Raw genomic sequence first — 17,158 nt, forward strand, 5'->3', positions numbered from 1 at the left:
GTGCGCAGGCCCGGAGCGGGACTACGATCGGGAGGTGATGGCGCAGGACGGACGCACTCGGCAGCAGCGGGCGCTCGAGACCCGCGCGGCGATCATCGGGGCCGCGGCCGCCGAGTTCGACGAGCGCGGGTACCTCGGCGCGTCGATGGACGGCGTCGCGGAGCGGATCGGGCTGACCAAGGGCGCGCTGTACTTCCACTTCGCGTCGAAGGCCGACCTCGCCGGTGCCGTGATCGCGCAGCAGCACGAGGTCTCGCGGCGCTACGGCGAGGCCGCGGTCGCCCGGAGCCGGACGCCGCTCGAAGCCCTCATGTGGATGTCGCAGGGACTGGCGACCCAGATGGTCACCGAGGTCGTCGTGAGCGCCGGCATCCGTCTGTCGACCGAGGTCGCGACGCACGACGTCCCCCGTCAGGACCCGTACACCGACTGGATGGCGCTCATCGCACAGACCGTGCGGCAGGCGATCGACGCCGGCGAGGTCGACCCGCGGTGGGACCCGGACATGGTCGGACGCGTCGTCATCCCCGCGTACACGGGCGTGCAGACGGTGTCGGACGTGCTCGCCGACCGCACCGACCTGTACGAACGCCTGCGGGAACTCTGGACGGTGCTGCTGGCCGCGCTCGTCACCGAACGCCTCCGGCCAGAGGTCCCGCGACTCGTCGCCATCATCGCGCCGGAATGACGCGGGTCCCCCCAGGGAAACACCCACGTCACCGCTTCACGAGGATACCCAGCGGTCGGTTTCCGCACCCGCCCCCGTTCGCGGGCATGTGTCCACCGGCCCACTAGCCTGAGCCGGTGCCCACACCACCGGCAGAGGTCGACGTCGACGTCCCGCTCGTCCGGGCACTGCTGCGTACCCAGCACCCCGACCTGGCGGACCTGACGCTCGTGGTCGTCGCGAACGGCTGGGACAACGTCATCGTGCGGCTCGGCGACGAGTACGCCGTGCGGCTGCCGCGTCGGGAGCTCGCAGCACGCCTGGTCGAGCACGAGCAGCGGTGGCTGCCGGAGATCGCCGCCCGCGTCGCACCCGTCGTCCCGGTGCCTGCCCCGGTGCGCGTGGGCCGTCCGGCGCTCGGGTACCCCTGGTCGTGGAGCATCGTCCCGTGGCTCCCGGGAGCACCCGTCGGTGAGCGTGCTGCCGGTGTCCGGGTCGCCGAGGCCCTCGCGGGGTTCGTGCGACTGCTGCACGTGCCGGCTCCGGCGGGTGCTCCGGCGAACCCGTTCCGTGCGGTGCCGTTGGCGACGCGCAGCGACGCCGTCCTGACGCGACTCGCCACGCAGGACGTGCCCCGGGCCGTGGAGCTGGCAGCGGTCTGGCGGACCGCGGCGGCGCTGCCGACGCACACCGGGCCTCCCGTCTGGGTGCACGGCGACCTGCACCCGTTCAACCTGCTCGTGGACCGCACGCCGGACGGCGACGAACGCCTGTCGGCGGTCGTCGACTTCGGCGACGTGACCTCGGGGGACCCCGCCGTCGACCTCGCCACCGCCTGGCTGACGCTCGACCGGGAGGCCCGCCACGCGTTCCGGACGCTGGTCGCCGCTCCGGACGGCACCTGGGGACGCGCGCGCGGGTGGGCGATCGCGCTCGCCTCCGCGCTCGCGACGTCCGACGAACGCGCCTTCCGGAGCGTCGCGCGGCGCAGCATCGACGCGGTGCTGGACGGCTGAGACCCCGCGGGGCTATCGTGACCGCACCATCCGTGCACAGCCGATCGGAGGGGCCCTCATGACCCTCGAGTTCCGCGTCCAGCACGACGTCGCCACCGACGCCTCTCCCGCCCCCACCCGATCCGAGCGAACCGGCCTCCGCGGGTTCCTCGACCGCCTCGCCGAGCGCCGCGCCGCTGCACGCGTCCGACGGGTCGAAGCCCGGCTGCAGGAACTCGGCGAGCTCGAGCACCTGCTGTCCGACGCGCGTGGCGTCGTCGAACGCGGCTGGATCCAGCACGCCTGGTTCGCGTACCTCGACGAGCACGGCCGGATGCGGAAGGCCACGAGTGCCGCCGCGATGGACGTGCAGGGGCGACCGCTCGTCGCAGCCTGCCTGGTCGGCGCGGTCGTCTCGGCCGCTGGCGGGCCGCACGCCGTGCACTCGCCGCGGGTCCAGCACTCCCTCGACCTGGTCTGGCACGCGCTCGCCGTGGACGAGGGCGCGCCGGTGCTCTGGTGTCCGGCGCCCGACGTCCGGATGGGTCGCGTGCGTGACCTGACGAGCTGGAACGACGCCCCTGCGCGCACCTCGGCCGAGGTGGCCGGGCTGCTGCTCACCGCGGAGCGGGTGGCCGTGCAGGAATCGGCACGCCTGCAGGACGTCGTGGTGGCACGATCGAGGGCATGAGCAGCACCGACGCCGTCCCCGAGGTCCACCCCGCGACGACCACCGGCCTCGCGTCCAGCGGGAACTCGGCCCTGTCGGACGAGGGCGCGTCGTCGGGCACCGATCCCCTGGCCTCGGCCGCCGCGGTGAAGCGGACGCTGCACCGGTACCTGCAGAAGCACCGCGCCGCGCTCCTCGGCAAGCTCGACGGCCTGGCCGAACGGCAGGCCCGCTGGCCGGTGACCCCGACCGGCACGAACGTGCTCGGGCTGGTGAAGCACGTCGCCGGTGTGCAGGCCGGGTACTTCGGCGAGGTGTTCGGTCGGCCGCTTCCGGACCCGCCCGCCTGGCTCGAGTCGGAGGACGGCGAGGACATGTACGCGACGCTCGACGAGACCCTGGACGACGTCGTGGCCTTCCACCACCGCAGTGCAGCGCACGCCGACGCCACCATCGAAGCGCTCGACCTCGACGCCCGCGGCACCGTCCCCTGGTGGCCGGAGGAGCTCCGCGAGGTCACGCTCCACCGCATCCTGGTGCACATGGCGTACGAGACGGCCCGGCACGCAGGGCACGCCGACATCGTGCGCGAGATGCTCGACGGACTGGCGGGCGACGGGGACGGCAACCTGGCCGACAAGAGCCCGGAGGAGTGGGTCCTCTGGCGGGAGCAACTCGTCGACATTGCCGAGCGGTCCGGCCTGCGGGGCCTGGCCATGTAGCCGATGGCCCCTCACGATCGTTACCGTTCTCTCAGGCTCGACAGTCGAACTGGCCGCTGACCAGGGGTTCTCGCTCGGCTGTCTGCACAGGAATCGATCACTTCCGCTGCGCTGCGTCGTGCGACCGGTCCGTGCCCTGCGTAGCTTTGGCGCAGCTTGTGCCCCGACCCGTGGGCAGTTCGGCCGACCGGAAGGGGAGCGCCCACCCGTGTTCCAGTACGTCGTGGAGCGATGGAGCCAGATCTGGTTCTCGTCGTGGCAACACTTCTCACTGGTGGTCCAGTGCACGGTGCTCGCCACGGTCATCGCCGTGGTGCTCGCCACACTCGTCTACCGCAGTCCCCGCCTGACCTCCGTCGCGAACGGGGTGTCCGCCATCGGCCTCACCCTGCCGTCCTTCGCGGTCATCGGCCTGCTCATCGTCCCGCTCGGCTTCGGCGTGCTGCCGTCCGTCGTGACGGTCGTCTTCTTCGCCGCCCTGCCCATCCTGCGCAACGCGGTCGTCGGCCTCGCCGAGATCCCGCCGAGCGTGGTCGAGTCGGCGCGCGGCATCGGCATGAGCCGGTTCCGGACCCTCGTGCAGGTCGAACTGCCGATGGCCTGGCCGATCATCCTGAGCGGCGTCCGCGTGTCCGCCCAGATGGTGATGGGCATCGCGGCCATCGCGGCGTACGCGCTCGGCCCCGGGCTCGGCGGCTTCATCTTCTCCGGACTCTCGCGCCTCGGCGGCGCGAACGCCCTGTACTCCGTGGTCGTCGGGGTGGTCGGCGTCGTCCTGCTCGCCCTCGTCCTCGACCTGCTCCTCCTCGGCCTCGGCCGCCTGACCATCTCGAGAGGTATCCGTGTCCAGCACTGACTCCGCCACCACCACCGCGCCCGACGGGGACGTCACCGGCCGCAGCATCCTGCTCGACGAGGTCACCAAGCGGTACCCCGGGCAGTCGAAGCCCGCCGTCGACGGCATCACCCTCGAGATCCCGGCCGGCAAGATCGTCATGCTCGTCGGCCCGTCCGGCTGTGGCAAGACGACGACCCTCAAGATGATCAACCGCCTGATCGAGCCCACCGAGGGCCGCATCGTCGTCGGTGACGACGACGTGACCGGCATCGACGCCGACGAGCTCCGCCGCCGGATGGGCTACGTGATCCAGGCCGGCGGGCTCTTCCCGCACATGACCGTCGCCGCGAACATCGCGATCGTGCCGAAGATGCTCGGCTGGTCGAAGGAGAAGATCGCGGCGCGCGTCGACGAGCTGCTCGACCTGGTCTCGCTCGACCCCGCCACCTACCGCGACCGCTACCCCCGCGAACTCTCCGGCGGGCAGCAGCAGCGCGTCGGCGTCGCCCGGGCGCTCGCCGCGGACCCGCCCGTCCTGCTGATGGACGAGCCGTTCGGTGCGGTCGACCCGATCACCCGGCAGCGCCTGCAGGACGAGCTCCTGCGCATCCAGGAAGAGCTGCACAAGACGATCGTCATCGTCAGCCACGACTTCGACGAGGCCGTGAAGCTCGGTGACTGGATCGTCATCTTCACCGAGGGTGCGCACATCGTGCAGTACGACACCCCGGAGCGGATCCTGGCGGAGCCGGCGAACGAGTTCGTGGAGAACTTCATCGGCTCGGGCGCCGGGCTGAAGCAGCTCACCCTGAACCGCGTCCGCGACGTCGAGGTCGTCTCCGCGGTGACCTGCTCCCCCGGCGAAGAGGCGAAGGCCGTCCTGCAGCGCATGCAGGAGGCCGGGGGTCACGGGCACGCCGTCGTGGTCGACCGTCGGCAGCGGCCGATCGGCTGGCCGTCGCGCCGGCAGCTCGAGCGCCTGGACCGGATCCCGGACGGCGTCGACCCGGAGCTGCCCATCGTGGGCGAGGCCTCGACGCTCAACGACGCCCTCGACACCATGCTCGTCTCGAGCGCCGGGGCCGCACTGGTCACCGGTCGGGGCGAGGCGTTCCGCGGGGTCATCACGGTCGAGGTCGTCATGGAGGCCATCACCCGGTCGCGTGCGGCGGCCGCCGACGACCGCGCGTACACGCCGGTCGGCACGAACACCAACCAGATCGAGACGCTGCCGTCCTCGCCGGCCGCGCCCGTGATCGCGCCCTCCGGGGAAGACCTGTGAGTGCTGTCGCCGCCGGACCCGCCACCGGCGCCAGCACGTCCTGGAAGGGCCTGCTGTTCCAGCCGATCGCGATCCTCGTCGTGCTCGCCGGGTTCGCGATCTGGCTCGCCACGGCCGACCTCACGCCCACCGAACGCACGACGCTCAACCCGGCCGACATCCTCGACCTGACCGGGCAGCACCTCGTGCTGACCCTGCAGGCGACGGTGCTCGTGCTCGTGATCGGCATCCCGCTCGGCATCGTCCTCACGCGCGGACCGCTGCGTCGGGCGAGCCCGTACGTGCTCGCCGTCGCGAACTTCGGGCAGGCGGCCCCCGCTGTCGGCCTGATCGTGCTGCTCGCCGCGTGGCTCGGCCTGAACAGCTGGTCCGCCGTGGTCGCACTCGTGCTCTACGCGATCCTGCCGGTCCTCCGGAACACCATGATCGGCGTGCAGAGCGTCGACTCACGCCTCGTCGAGGCCGGCCGTGGCATGGGCATGAGCGCGTTCAGCGTCCTGATGCGCGTCGAGCTGCCCCTCGCGGTGCCGGTCATGCTGTCCGGCATCCGGACGGCGCTCGTGCTGCTCGTCGGCACCGCGAGCCTGGCCACCTTCGTCGGTGCCGGTGGCCTCGGTCTCCTCATCACGACCGGCGTGACGCTGTTCCTGCCGAAGGTGCTCGTCGCCGGGGCGCTGCTCGTGGCGCTCCTCGCCCTCTCCATCGACTGGCTCGGCCGTGTGGTCGAGACCGTCGCACGTCCGAAGGGACTCCGATGAACCGCCGTACCCGCCGCCTCCGCCGCGGGGCCGCCGTCGCACTCGCCGGTGCCACCGCGCTCGTCCTGGCCGGCTGCGGCCTGCAGCCCGCGACGTCCTTCGTCCCCGAGGCCGGTCCCGGCACCATCGAGCGCATCGACGACCTGCCGGACGGTGCCCACATCACCGTGACGTCGAAGAACTTCACCGAGCAGCTCGTGCTCGGCAAGATCGCCGTGCTCGCCGCGAAGGCCGCAGGGTTCGACGTCACCGACGAGACCAACGTGCCGGGCAGCGTCGCCGTCCGCGAGTTGATGACCTCGCACGGTGCGGACTTCACGTACGAGTACACCGGCACCGCCTGGCTGACCTTCATGGGCCACGCCGAGGGGATCCCGGACAAGACCGAGCAGTGGGAAGCGGTCAAGAAGGAGGACGCCGGCAACGGGCTCACGTGGCTGAACCCGGCGCCGATGAACAACACCTACGCGTTCGCGGTGCGGGACGAGGCGGTCAAGGAGCTCGGCGACATCACGACCCTGTCCGACATCGCGAAGCTCCCCGTCGACCAGCGCACCTTCTGCGTGGAGTCGGAGTTCAACTCGCGTGCCGACGGGTTCAAGCCGATGCTCGAGAAGTACGGCTTGGAGCTCGGCGGTTCGGGCGACAACGGGATCCCGAGCGACAACGTCAGCATCCTCGACACCGGCACGGTCTACACGGCCACCGACCGCGGCAAGTGCAACTTCGGCGAGGTCTTCACCACCGACGGCCGCATCAAGTCGCTCGGCCTGACCGTGCTCGAGGACGACAAGGGCTTCTTCCCGGCGTACAACGTCGCGCCGGTGCTCGACTCGGCCACGCTCAAGGAGTACCCGCAGCTCGCAGACGTCTACGACCAGATCTCGCCGAAGCTCACCGACGCGGTGCTGCAGGAGCTGAACCGTCAGGTCGACGTCGAGGGGCGCGAGCCGGCCGACGTTGCGTTCGACTGGATGGTGAAGGAGGGCTTCATCACGAAGCCGTGACGGCTCTCGATGCATCCACGTCACGGACGGGAGGCCCGGTGCCAGCTGGCACAGGGCCTCCCGTCCGTCTGTCGTTCCGTCTCAAGCCGCAGCGATGCGCGCAGCCGTGTCGCGGATCGACGCGACGACGCGGGCGCGGACCTCTTCCGGGTCGGACCCCTCGTGCCGCGCCGAACTCCGCAGGCCGGTCATGCACATGCCGAGCAGCATCTCGGCGGCCTGCGGAGTCGCGGCGTCCGGCCCCCACGCCGGATCGCGTTCGAGGATCGTGCGCACCGCACCCGTCATCGCCTCGGCCACGGTCGTCATCCGGCTGACCTGGCGGCGCATGAGCTGCGGGAAGCGCACGATGACCTCTTTCCGGGCGAGTCGCTCGTGCTCGTCGCCGAACGACGAGCCGAACACCAGGAACGCCAGGTCGACCACGGCCTGCGCAGCCGGCTCCCCCGCGACGGTCTCGAGGTGCGCTGCCAGGGTCTCAGCGTCCAGGTCGAGCTCGGTGTGCCCGAGGACCGCGTCCTCCTTGCTCTCGAAGTAGTTGAAGAACGTGCGCGGTGACACCTCGGCGCGTGCGGCGATCTGTTCGATCGTGGTGTGGTCGATGTCCTGCTCGAGCGCGAGGGACCGAGCCGCCTCCGCGATGCGGTGGCGTGTCTCGATGCGCTTGCGGTCGCGCAGACCCATCTCGGTGGCGGGCGCGGTGTCGGGCATGGCCCGACTGTAACCGGAACGTCACATGATCTACAGCAAACGCAAACTTGCAGTCGTGCAGTGGACACTACGGTGGGGCCATGACCACTCCCGTGCTCGAGGCCCGTGACCTCGCCAGGACCTACGGCCGAGGCCCGACGCGGTTCGACGCACTCAAGGGGGTGTCACTCCAGGTGCACCAGGGCGAGAGCCTGGCGATCGTCGGCAAGTCCGGATCGGGCAAGTCGACGCTCATGCACCTGCTCGCACTGCTCGACAAGCCGTCCACCGGGCAGGTCCTGCTCGACGGCACCGACGCGGCGACCCTCGGCGCGCGGCAGGTGAACCGCACGCGCAACAGCACCTTCGGGTTCGTGTTCCAGCAGTTCTTCCTGACCCCCAAGACCTCGGTCCTCGACAACGTCGTGCTGCCGCTCAAGATCGCCGGCGTCTCCGGAGCCGAACGGAAGCGCCGCGGCATGGCGGCGCTCGACTCCCTCGGTCTGGCCGACAAGGCGAAGAACGACGCCAACGACCTGTCCGGTGGGCAGAAGCAGCGCGTGGTCATCGCGCGCGCGCTGGTCGGCGAGCCGAGCGTCATCTTCGCCGACGAGCCGACCGGCAACCTCGACACGAACACCGGGCAGGTGGTCGAGGACATGCTCTTCGGCCTGCAGCGCGAACGCGGGATCACGCTCGTCGTGGTCACGCACGACGAAGAACTCGCGGCCCGCTGCGACCGCAGCGTCAACGTCCGCGACGGACTCATCGTCGGTGGATCGGACGGCACGCCCACCGCCGGTGCCGCCGTCGACCAGCAGGCCACGCACGGAAGGCACTCCGCATGAACTTCCTCGACCTGCTCCGCACCGCGGTCTCGAACACCTTCCGGTCGAAGCTGCGCACGACCCTGACCGTCATCGCGATCTTCATCGGCGCCTTCACGATCACACTGACCTCGGCGATCGGTACGGGGGTCAGCAACTACATCGACACCCAGGTCTCGTCGATCGGCGACACCGGTTCCCTGACCATCACGAAGGCCGTCGACACCGCGTCGACCGACAGCGGCCCGGCCAAGTACGACCCCGACGAGTCCGGCCAGAGCGTCGACCGCGGTCCGGCGTCGTTCTCGTACCTGTCGCAGTCCGACGTCGACGACATCCGCGCGATCGACGGCATCAAGAGCATCCGTCCGGCGGTCGCCCTGGCGCCGAAGTACGCCGAGCACGGCGACGACGGCAAGTACGTCGTCTCCCTGACCGCCAACGCGGGGGAGCTCGACGCCGACCCGGCGAGCGGGAAGCAGCTCGACGACGACACCGACGCGAACCAGGTGATCCTGCCGACCAACTACCTGGAGAACCTCGGACTCGGCAGCGCGAAGGCCGCCGTCGGCAAGGAACTCACCTTCGCGGTGGACGACTACCAGGGCAAGGAGCACACCCTCACCGCGACGGTGGTCGGTGTGCAGAACGAGTCGCTGTTCGGCGGCGGTGCCGGGGCGAACGCCGCGCTCACCGACGCGATGCAGGCCGCGCAGGAGATCGGCAAGCCGGACTCGATCGCGACCTCGTACGCCAGCGCCACCGCGACGCTCGCCGCCGGGGCCTCCGCGACCACGGTCAAGAAGGCGCTGTCGGACGCCGGGTTCCTCGGGCAGACCATCCAGGACCAGCTCGGCCAGTTCCAGACCGTCATCAGCGGCATCGTCGGGGTCCTGAACGCCTTCGCCGTCATCGCCCTGGTGGCAGCGGGCTTCGGCATCATCAACACGCTGCTGATGAGCGTGCAGGAACGCACCCGCGAGATCGGTCTGATGAAGGCGATGGGCATGGGCGGCGGCAAGGTCTACACGCTGTTCTCGCTCGAGGCGGTCTTCATCGGGTTCCTCGGCAGCGCCATCGGAGCCGGGGTCGCGATCCTGCTCGGGACCGGCATCTCGAACGTGCTCGCGGGCACGCTGCTCAAGGACCTGCCGGGCCTGCAGATCATGCAGTTCGCGCCGAGTTCGGTGGCGACGATCATCCTCGTCGTGATGTTCATCGCGTTCCTCGCCGGCACCCTCCCCGCACGCCGCGCCGCGCGGCAGAACCCGATCGAGGCACTCCGGTACGAGTAGGCCCGGGCGTGCATAGTCTCTGACGGGTGGCGGCATTCGGGCGGGACCTCGGCGACGGGTACACGCTGACGCTGCGCGACCTGACGACGGTCGACCCGGTGCTGGAACTCGTGCGTGCGAACCTCGACCGGCTGCGGGCGGCCGAACCGTGGGCGTGGGATCCGCAGGACCGCGAGACCATCGGACTGCACACCGAACGGCTGCTCGGCCAGTTCGCGATGGACCGCGCGCTCCCCTGCGTCATCCGCTCCGACGACCGCATCGTCGGGGTGGCGTCGCTGACCTTCGACCCGTACCTGGGCCAGGCGTCACTCGGCTACTGGGTGGACGCCGGACACGAGGGCCGCGGTGTGGCGGGGCGGGCCGCCGGCGTGCTGGTCGAGGTCGCGCGGGCACGCGGCACCGCACGGCTCGAGATCCGGGCCGGTGTCGACAACGGCCGTAGCCGCGCGCTCGCCGAACGGCTCGGGTTCGCCCTCGAGGGCACTCTGCGGGGTGCGCTGCCGCTCGGGCCCGTCCGCGCCGACGTCGCCGTCTACGGCCTGCTGCTGTAGGCGCGTCTCTCCCGCCGACGTGCGCGCGCGTCAGGAACTGTGCGTCAGGAGCTGTGCGTCGCGCCCTGCCAGACCGCGAACACACCGCCGACGACCGCCAGCACGAGCAGCAGGATCCAGACGGCGAGCGCGATGAGGTTCAGGAAGATCCCCCAGCCCGCGCGACCACGGGCGAGCGGTTCCCGGCTGCGCGACGCGACGCCCAGGCACAGCCCGACGATCGGCGCGACGAACGTCCAACCGGCGAGCAGCGAGCAGATCCCGAGGACGAGGCTCGCGGTGCCGAGACCGGTGCGGGGGGACTCCGTGTACGTGACCATGCACCCGACGCTACGGAACCACGCGGGGCGTGTCGTCCCTCCAGGGCGTGATCCGGGTCCACCTGCCGACGGATGGTCACCGGACGCCGGTATCGTCGGAGCATGGCCTTGTTCGGACGACGCAACCACGACGTGCGCGATCGACCCATCAGCCAGGTCGAACTGAAGCGGGCCGTCGACGAGGGGTTCCTCATCGCGAAGGCCGCGGTCACGATCGCGGTCGGCAACCGGATCATCACCAATGCGCTGCGCGACCAGGGGTACTTCGACCACGCGCTGATCGCCGAGGCAGCGCGCGAGGAGCTCCACCGCATGGCCGACGAGCAGCGGGGCGACGCCGCGCGCATGCGGGAGATCCGGTCGACGTCGAGCAAGTCGAAGGGCCGTTCACGGCACCAGCACGACTACCGCCGGGGTGACGACCTCAAGCTGCGCACGCGCGAGGCGACGTACGAGCAACTCGCGACGATGCTCGACAAGCGCCGTGACGACCAGCACTTCGTCGACGGCATCGTGCTCGCCGCCCGCGCCCGAGCCTGGGACGACATCGGCACCACGGTGGTCGGGCGCCTCGGCTGGGCCCAGCGTCCGGCCGAGGACTACGAGATCGGCCGTGACGACCGTCTGCAGCAGATGCTCGACGAGGACTTCGCGACGTTGCTGGCCGAGCACCCCGTGGGCTCGACCCCGGTCGACGCCGACGAACCCGACGACGCCGACAGCGACGAGGACGGTTCCGACCCGGCTGACCCCGACGTCGCACGCCCCTGACCGGGACCACGCGCAGACACGAGTCCCTAGGCTCGGACCATGGTTGATGCGGTGGTCGTCGGGGCCGGACCGAACGGACTCGCGGCAGCGGTGACGCTCGCCCGTGCGGGCCTGTCCGTCGAGGTCGTCGAACGGAACGACACGATCGGCGGTGGTGCCCGCACCGCCGAGCTCACCTTGCCGGGGTTCCTGCACGACGTCTGCTCGGCCGTGCACCCGATGGCGCTGCAGTCCGAGTTCTTCCGGCTGTTCCGGATGGAGGAGCGCATCGAGCTCCGTCTGCCCGAGGTGCAGTACGGGCACCCGCTCGACGGCGGTCGCGCGGGCATCGCGTACCAGGACCTCGAGCGGACGGCCGCCGAGCTCGGTGTGGACGGCCCGGCCTTCCGGAACCTGGTGGGTCCGCTCGCCCGCGCGGCCGACCAGGTCGCCGACTTCGCCACCGACGCCCTCCTGCACGTGCCGCGGCACCCGCTCACGGTGCTGCGGTTCGGCCTGCGCGCACTCGAGCAGGGCAGCAGCGTCTGGAACGCCCGCTTCCGGCAGGACGCCGCCCCGGCGATGGTCTCCGGCGTCGCCGCGCACTCCATCCAGCACATGCCCTCGCTGTCGACGGCCGCCGCGGCGCTGTCGCTCGGCGCCTACGCGCACGCCCGCGGCTGGCCCGTGCCGATCGGCGGCAGCCAGGCGATCGTCGACGCGCTCGCCGACGACCTCGTCGCGCACGGCGGACGGATCGTCACCGGGCACGAGGTCCGGTCGCTCGGTGACCTCACCCCGGCGAAGGCGGTGCTCTTCGACACGAGTGTCCCCGGCATGCTGCGGATCGCCGGCTCGCAGATCCCCACGCCGAAGCGCGGTGCGCTCCGCCGGTTCCGGTTCGGCAACGCGGCCGCGAAGGTCGACTTCGCGCTGTCCGACCCGGTGCCGTGGACGAACGAGGCGCTGCGCCGGGCCGGCACGGTGCACATCGGCGGGACACGAGCCGAGATCGCCGCGGCGGAGGGCTCGGTCGCACGCGGCCAGCACGCCGAACGGCCGTACGTGCTCGGCTCCGAGCCGACCGTCGTCGACCCGACCCGCGCGCCGCGGGGCAAGCACGTCTTCTGGGCCTACGCGCACGTGCCGGCGGGGTCCGACGTCGACCAGACCGAGGCGATCACGCGTCAGGTCGAACGGTTCGCACCGGGGTTCCGCGACACGATCCTGCACACGTCGAGCCGGACGGCCGCGCACATGGCGGACCACAACCCGAACTACGTCGGCGGCGACATCGCCGCCGGTGCCGCGAGCTTCTGGCAGCTCGTGAAGCGCCCGGTGCTGTCCAGCGACCCGTGGCGGATGGGCGGCGGCATGTACCTGTGCTCCGAGTCGTCCGCGCCCGGCCCCGGCGTGCACGGCATGGCCGGTTGGCATGCCGCGAAGAGCGCACTCCGGCACACCTTCGGGCTGCCCGACGACGTCGACCTCACCCCGGAAGGCTGATCACCATGGCGAAGAACGTCCGCATCCTGCACTGTGCTCCCGAGGACGTCTTCGACGTGCTCGGCGACGGTTGGCTCTACACGACCTGGGTGGTCGGCGCCTCACGCATGCGGAAGCAGGAGGCCGGGTGGCCGCAGGTCGGCACACACCTGCACCACTCGTTCGGTGCCTGGCCGCTCGTCATCGACGACGTCACGACCTCGTTGGTGTGGGACCCGCCACACCGCATGGTGATCCAGCCGAAGGGGTGGCCGATCGGTGAGGCCCGTGTGGAGCTGACCGTGGAGTCGCACCGCAAGGGCTGCAAGGTGACGATCGTCGAGAACGCGGTTGCCGGTCCGGGTGCCTACGTCCCCGACTTCCTCATGCAGCCGCTCATCTGGGTCCGGAACCACGAGACGCTGCGCCGCCTCGGGTGGGTGGCCGTCGGACGCGCGACGAACGCCTGAGACGTCCCACGAGCCGGACGGGAGGCCCGTGGCGGCGCCGCCACGGGCCTCCCGTCCGTCTTCTGGTCGCGTCGACTACTCGGCGCGCGAGAACTCGCTGGCGCGCGCCACCTGGTCGTCGGTCAGGGCGACGCCCGTGTACCGCTCGAACTGGCGCGCCGCCTGCAGCGCGATGACCTCGGCGCCGGTGATGACGTGCTTGCCGGTATCCCGTCCCGCACGGACCAGCGGGGTCTCGGACGGGAACGCGACCACGTCGAAGACCGTGTGGGCCGCCTCGATCCGGTCCTGCGCGAAGGCGAGCGCGTCCTGCTGGTCGCCCCGCATGCCGAGGGGCGTGACGTTGACCACCAGGTCGGACTCCCCCGCCTCGCGCTCCTCAGCGACCCACTCGTAGCCGTACTGCGACGCGAGCGCCGAACCGGTCTGCTCGTTGCGGGCGACGACCGTCAGGCGGTCGAAGCCGGCGCCGCGGAACGCCGCGGTGACGGCCTTCGCCATGCCGCCGGAGCCGCGGAGCAGCACCCGGGACGCGGTGTCGACGTCGTGCGACCCGAGCAGCGCGGCGATCGCCTCGTAGTCGGTGTTCGACGCGGTGAGCACGCCGTCGTCGTTCACGACCGTGTTCACCGACTGGATGGCGGCGGCGGACTCCTCGATGTGGTCGACGAGCGGGATGATCGCCTCCTTGAACGGCATCGACACCGAGCAGCCACGGATGCCGAGGGCGCGGATGCCGGCCACGGCGCCGGGCAGGTCGGTCGTGGTGAACGCCTTGTACAGGAAGTTGAGCCCGAGCTCGTCGTACAGGAAGTTGTGGAACCGGGTGCCGATGTTGCTCGGCCGGGCCGCGAGCGACATGCAGACCTGCATGTCCTTGTTGAGGATGGGCATGGGGCCAGTCTCCCACCGTCGCAACGATGGAGCGGTCCACGCGGACCGTTCGCCACGCTCGGGGTACCGTCGGACGCGATGACTGAGATCCCGGAGACCATGCGCGCCGTCCGCTTCGACGAGTGGGGTGACCGCTCCGTGCTGCACGTCGCCGAGGTCCCCGTCCCCGAGGCCACCGCCGGTCGGGTGCTCGTTCGGGTCCGCGCCGCGGGCATCAACCCGGGCGAGTCCGCGATCCGCCAGGGGCTGCTCGACGGCGGGTCCTCCGACGCGCTGCCGTCCGGTCAGGGCACCGACTTCGCCGGCATCGTCGTGGCCGTCGGCGAGGGCGTCGACGGCGTCGACGAGGGCGAGGAGGTCCTCGGGTGGTCGTGGGACCGCGCGAGCCAGGCCGAGTACGTCTCGGTGCCGGCCGAACAGGTCGTGCAGAAGCCGCGACTGCTCGACTGGACCGTCGCCGGTGGGCTCGACATCGTCGCCACGACCGCTGCCGCAGCCGTCCGTGCCGTCGACCCCCGACCCGGCGAGACCGTCGTCGTGTCCGGTGCCGCCGGTGGTGTCGGCGGGTTCGTCACGCAGCTGCTGACGAACGAGGGCATCGACGTGATCGCGATCGCGTCCGAGGCGAACCACGAGTGGCTCCGATCGAAGCGTGCACGGCCCGTCGCGTACGGCGAGGGCCTGCAGGAGCGCATCACCGAGCTCGCCACCAACGGCATCGACGCCGTCATCGACACGTACGGTCCGGAGTACGTGCACCTGGGGATCGCCCTGGGTGTGCCGGTCGACCGCATCGAGACGATCATCGCGTTCGAGGCTGCCGCCGAGGTCGGTGCGAAGGCCTCCGGCAGCGCGGACACGGCCGACCCGGAGATCCTCGGCGCCCTGGCGATGCAGGTGGCGAACGGCGAGGTCGAGGTGCCGATCGCGGCGACGTTCCCGCTCGACCGGGTGCAGGACGCCTACGAGCAGCTGGAGCAGCGGCACACCCGCGGGAAGATCGTGCTGATCCCCTGACGGGCATCGGTGGTCGGGGCCCGGGCGTCCGGGGCTGTTCCGGGGTCGTTCAGGGGTCGTTCAGGGGTCGTTCGGGGGTCGTTCGGGGGTTGTCCCCACCGTGCTCCGGGGTACTGCCCGGATGCCCTGGCTCGTTGCTGGTGCGTAGCGTCGTCCCCATGAGCACACTCTCCCGTCCCCGCAACGGCCGCATCCTCGCCGGTGTCTGCGCCGGCCTCGCCGATCGCTTCGGCCTTTCCCGCACCCTCGTCCGCATCGGCTGGGTGATCCTGAGCCTGTTCCCCGGGCCGCTGTGGATCGCCTACGTCGTCCTGTGGTTCGTGGTGCCGGCGGAGGGCAACACCCGCCGCTGACCCCGGTCCGTCCGGACTGGGGCGTGCGCGGGGGCCGAGTCTCGCGGTGAGCGACAGTTCTCGCGCTCGTGAGTCTGTGATCTGTCGCTCAGCCCGAGACTCGGCACGGCCAGCTCGAGTCCCGGTCCGTCCGGACGGGTTAGTGTGGCGGCGTGCCGGTCTCCGTCTTCGATCTGTTCAGCGTGGGTGTCGGTCCCTCGAGCTCGCACACCGTCGGGCCGATGCGGGCCGGCGCCGAGTTCGCGTCCCTGGTGGCCGGGCTGCCCGTCGCCTCCGTCGCCGTCGACCTGTACGGCTCACTGGCGTCGACCGGGCAGGGCCACGGCACCCTCGGCGCCGTGGTCGCCGGCCTGATGGGGTCCCACCCCGAGACCGTCGACCCGGACGCGATGACCGGGTCGCTCGACGCCCTCGAACGCGACGGCCTGCTCCGGCTCGACGGTGGGGCGACCGTGCCGTTCCGGATCGCCGACATCGTGCTGCACCCCCTGACCATGCTGCCCCGGCACCCGAACGCCATGCGGCTGCGAGCCCGTGACGGAGCCGGTGCCGACCTGGTCGACGAGACGTACTACTCGATCGGCGGCGGCTTCATCGCGCGCGACGGCGATGATTCAGTCGTCGCGCGCGACGACGGCGCTGGTTCTGTCGTCGCGGGGGCGGCGATCCCGGTCGACGACCGCGTGCCGTACCCGTTCTCGAGTGGCGCCGAGCTGCTGGCCGCCTGCGCTGCCTCCGGTCTGCCGATCAGCGGAGTGGCGCTCGCCAACGAGTCGGTCACCCGGACCGACGCCGACGTCCGCTCCGGGCTGCTCGACATCCACGCCGTCATGGACTCGTGCGTCGACCGCTCCGTCCGCCGTGACGGATGCCTGCCCGGCGGGCTCGATGTCCGGCGTCGTGCAGCCACCTGGCACGAGCAGCTCACCCGCGAGGACCCCGACCACGACCCGCTGTTCGCCATGGAGTGGGTGAACCTCGTCGCCATGGCGGTGAACGAGGAGAACGCCACCGGCGGCCGGGTCGTCACCGCACCCACCAACGGCGCCGCCGGCATCATCCCCGCGGTCCTGTACTACGCGCTCACCTACGTCCCCGCGATCACCGCTGCCGCCCGCGACGACGCCGTCGTGCGGTTCCTGCTCACCGCGGGCGCCGTCGGGTCGATCTACAAGGAGCGCGCATCGATCTCCGGTGCCGAGGTCGGTTGCCAGGGCGAGGTCGGCTCGGCCGCGTCGATGGCTGCCGCCGGACTCGCCGAGGTCCTCGGGGGCACCCCGGAACAGGTCGAGAACGCCGCGGAGATCGCGATGGAGCACAACCTCGGGCTCACCTGCGACCCGATCGGTGGCCTGGTGCAGATCCCGTGCATCGAGCGGAACGCGATCGCGGCGAACAAGGCGATCAACGCCGCACGGATGGCCCTGCGTGGCGACGGCGTGCACCACGTGTCGCTCGACCAGGTCGTCGAGACGATGCGGCAGACCGGGGCGGACATGTCGACGAAGTACAAGGAGACCGCCATGGGTGGGCTCGCGGTGAACGTCCCGCTCTGCTGAGCACT

20 protein-coding genes are annotated in these 17,158 nt (G+C 71.2%); 17 read left to right on the top strand and 3 right to left on the bottom strand.

What is annotated here, in order from left to right:
- Window positions 1–37: 37 nt before the first annotated feature.
- From EDF42_RS02355 to EDF42_RS02390, 8 genes are all read left to right on the top strand, one after another.
- Window positions 38–688, top strand: coding sequence for a ScbR family autoregulator-binding transcription factor (locus EDF42_RS02355; protein ID WP_185040723.1), 651 nt, complete (start codon window positions 38–40; stop codon window positions 686–688).
- A 116-nt stretch (window positions 689–804) separates the two neighbouring features.
- The gene (locus tag EDF42_RS02360; protein WP_123671356.1) at window positions 805–1,683 is read left to right on the top strand and encodes an aminoglycoside phosphotransferase family protein; all 879 of its coding nucleotides are present in this window, start codon (window positions 805–807) and stop codon (window positions 1,681–1,683) included.
- Window positions 1,684–1,741: 58 nt separating this feature from the next.
- The gene (locus EDF42_RS02365; RefSeq protein WP_123339389.1) at window positions 1,742–2,353 is read left to right on the top strand and encodes a hypothetical protein; all 612 of its coding nucleotides are present in this window, start codon (window positions 1,742–1,744) and stop codon (window positions 2,351–2,353) included.
- Window positions 2,350–3,054: a DinB family protein gene (locus EDF42_RS02370; RefSeq protein WP_123671357.1), complete on the top strand. Its 705-nt coding sequence runs from the start codon at window positions 2,350–2,352 to the stop codon at window positions 3,052–3,054. Before EDF42_RS02365 ends, EDF42_RS02370 begins: the two co-directional genes overlap by 4 nt.
- Before the next feature lie 208 nt (window positions 3,055–3,262).
- Complete coding sequence (locus tag EDF42_RS02375) at window positions 3,263–3,910, top strand: ABC transporter permease (RefSeq protein WP_111083581.1); 648 nt, start codon at window positions 3,263–3,265, stop codon at window positions 3,908–3,910.
- Window positions 3,897–5,174 (top strand): ABC transporter ATP-binding protein, encoded by a 1,278-nt coding sequence (locus tag EDF42_RS02380; protein ID WP_123339391.1) that lies wholly within the window; start codon window positions 3,897–3,899, stop codon window positions 5,172–5,174. The genes EDF42_RS02375 and EDF42_RS02380 overlap by 14 nt, the downstream gene beginning before the upstream one ends.
- Window positions 5,171–5,932 carry an ABC transporter permease gene (locus EDF42_RS02385; RefSeq protein WP_123671358.1) on the top strand — a complete coding sequence of 254 codons (762 nt, stop codon included), beginning with the start codon at window positions 5,171–5,173 and terminating at the stop codon, window positions 5,930–5,932. Before EDF42_RS02380 ends, EDF42_RS02385 begins: the two co-directional genes overlap by 4 nt.
- Window positions 5,929–6,939: a glycine betaine ABC transporter substrate-binding protein gene (locus EDF42_RS02390; protein ID WP_123671359.1), complete on the top strand. Its 1,011-nt coding sequence runs from the start codon at window positions 5,929–5,931 to the stop codon at window positions 6,937–6,939. The genes EDF42_RS02385 and EDF42_RS02390 overlap by 4 nt, the downstream gene beginning before the upstream one ends.
- Before the next feature lie 81 nt (window positions 6,940–7,020).
- Here EDF42_RS02390 and EDF42_RS02395 read toward each other — a convergent pair whose 3' ends face one another.
- A complete protein-coding gene (locus EDF42_RS02395; protein ID WP_123293018.1) occupies window positions 7,021–7,650 on the bottom strand; it encodes a TetR/AcrR family transcriptional regulator in 630 nt (209 codons plus the stop codon).
- An 80-nt stretch (window positions 7,651–7,730) separates the two neighbouring features.
- Here EDF42_RS02395 and EDF42_RS02400 point away from each other — a divergent pair, with 80 nt between their 5' ends.
- From EDF42_RS02400 to EDF42_RS02410, 3 genes are read left to right on the top strand one after another with little or no spacing between them, the layout of a single operon-like run.
- A complete protein-coding gene (locus tag EDF42_RS02400; RefSeq protein WP_111083576.1) occupies window positions 7,731–8,477 on the top strand; it encodes an ABC transporter ATP-binding protein in 747 nt (248 codons plus the stop codon).
- Window positions 8,474–9,751, top strand: a complete 1,278-nt coding sequence (locus tag EDF42_RS02405) for an ABC transporter permease (RefSeq protein ID WP_123671360.1) — start codon at window positions 8,474–8,476, stop codon at window positions 9,749–9,751. The genes EDF42_RS02400 and EDF42_RS02405 overlap by 4 nt, the downstream gene beginning before the upstream one ends.
- A 26-nt stretch (window positions 9,752–9,777) precedes the next feature.
- On the top strand, window positions 9,778–10,305 hold the full coding sequence (locus tag EDF42_RS02410) for a GNAT family N-acetyltransferase (RefSeq protein WP_123671361.1): 528 nt from the start codon (window positions 9,778–9,780) through the stop codon (window positions 10,303–10,305).
- Window positions 10,306–10,349: 44 nt separating this feature from the next.
- Here the strand turns inward: EDF42_RS02410 and EDF42_RS02415 are convergent, their stop codons facing one another.
- Window positions 10,350–10,625 (bottom strand): hypothetical protein, encoded by a 276-nt coding sequence (locus tag EDF42_RS02415; protein WP_123671362.1) that lies wholly within the window; start codon window positions 10,623–10,625, stop codon window positions 10,350–10,352.
- A gap of 102 nt (window positions 10,626–10,727) precedes the next feature.
- Here EDF42_RS02415 and EDF42_RS02420 point away from each other — a divergent pair, with 102 nt between their 5' ends.
- The 3 genes from EDF42_RS02420 to EDF42_RS02430 are packed head-to-tail and all read left to right on the top strand — an operon-like array spanning window position 10,728 to window position 13,330.
- Window positions 10,728–11,396 carry a hypothetical protein gene (locus EDF42_RS02420; protein WP_123671363.1) on the top strand — a complete coding sequence of 223 codons (669 nt, stop codon included), beginning with the start codon at window positions 10,728–10,730 and terminating at the stop codon, window positions 11,394–11,396.
- 39 nt (window positions 11,397–11,435) lie between these two features.
- A complete protein-coding gene (locus EDF42_RS02425; protein WP_123671364.1) occupies window positions 11,436–12,881 on the top strand; it encodes an NAD(P)/FAD-dependent oxidoreductase in 1,446 nt (481 codons plus the stop codon).
- Window positions 12,882–12,886: 5 nt separating this feature from the next.
- Complete coding sequence (locus EDF42_RS02430; RefSeq protein WP_123671365.1) at window positions 12,887–13,330, top strand: SRPBCC family protein; 444 nt, start codon at window positions 12,887–12,889, stop codon at window positions 13,328–13,330.
- A gap of 75 nt (window positions 13,331–13,405) precedes the next feature.
- On the opposite strand, the gene EDF42_RS02435 is transcribed toward EDF42_RS02430, so the two are convergent.
- Window positions 13,406–14,224, bottom strand: coding sequence for a shikimate 5-dehydrogenase (locus tag EDF42_RS02435; protein WP_123671366.1), 819 nt, complete (start codon window positions 14,222–14,224; stop codon window positions 13,406–13,408).
- 78 nt (window positions 14,225–14,302) lie between these two features.
- On the opposite strand from EDF42_RS02435, the gene EDF42_RS02440 reads away from it, so the two are divergent.
- From EDF42_RS02440 to EDF42_RS02450, 3 genes are all read left to right on the top strand, one after another.
- A complete protein-coding gene (locus EDF42_RS02440) occupies window positions 14,303–15,241 on the top strand; it encodes an NADP-dependent oxidoreductase (protein WP_235035886.1) in 939 nt (312 codons plus the stop codon).
- Window positions 15,242–15,399: 158 nt separating this feature from the next.
- Window positions 15,400–15,594: a PspC domain-containing protein gene (locus EDF42_RS02445; RefSeq protein WP_111083567.1), complete on the top strand. Its 195-nt coding sequence runs from the start codon at window positions 15,400–15,402 to the stop codon at window positions 15,592–15,594.
- A gap of 152 nt (window positions 15,595–15,746) precedes the next feature.
- Window positions 15,747–17,153: an L-serine ammonia-lyase gene (locus EDF42_RS02450; protein ID WP_123671367.1), complete on the top strand. Its 1,407-nt coding sequence runs from the start codon at window positions 15,747–15,749 to the stop codon at window positions 17,151–17,153.
- The last annotated feature ends 5 nt before the right edge of the window (window positions 17,154–17,158 follow it).

The sequence above is a fragment of the Curtobacterium sp. PhB172 genome (genome assembly GCF_003752545.1).
Taxonomy (GTDB): Bacteria; Actinomycetota; Actinomycetes; order Actinomycetales; family Microbacteriaceae; genus Curtobacterium.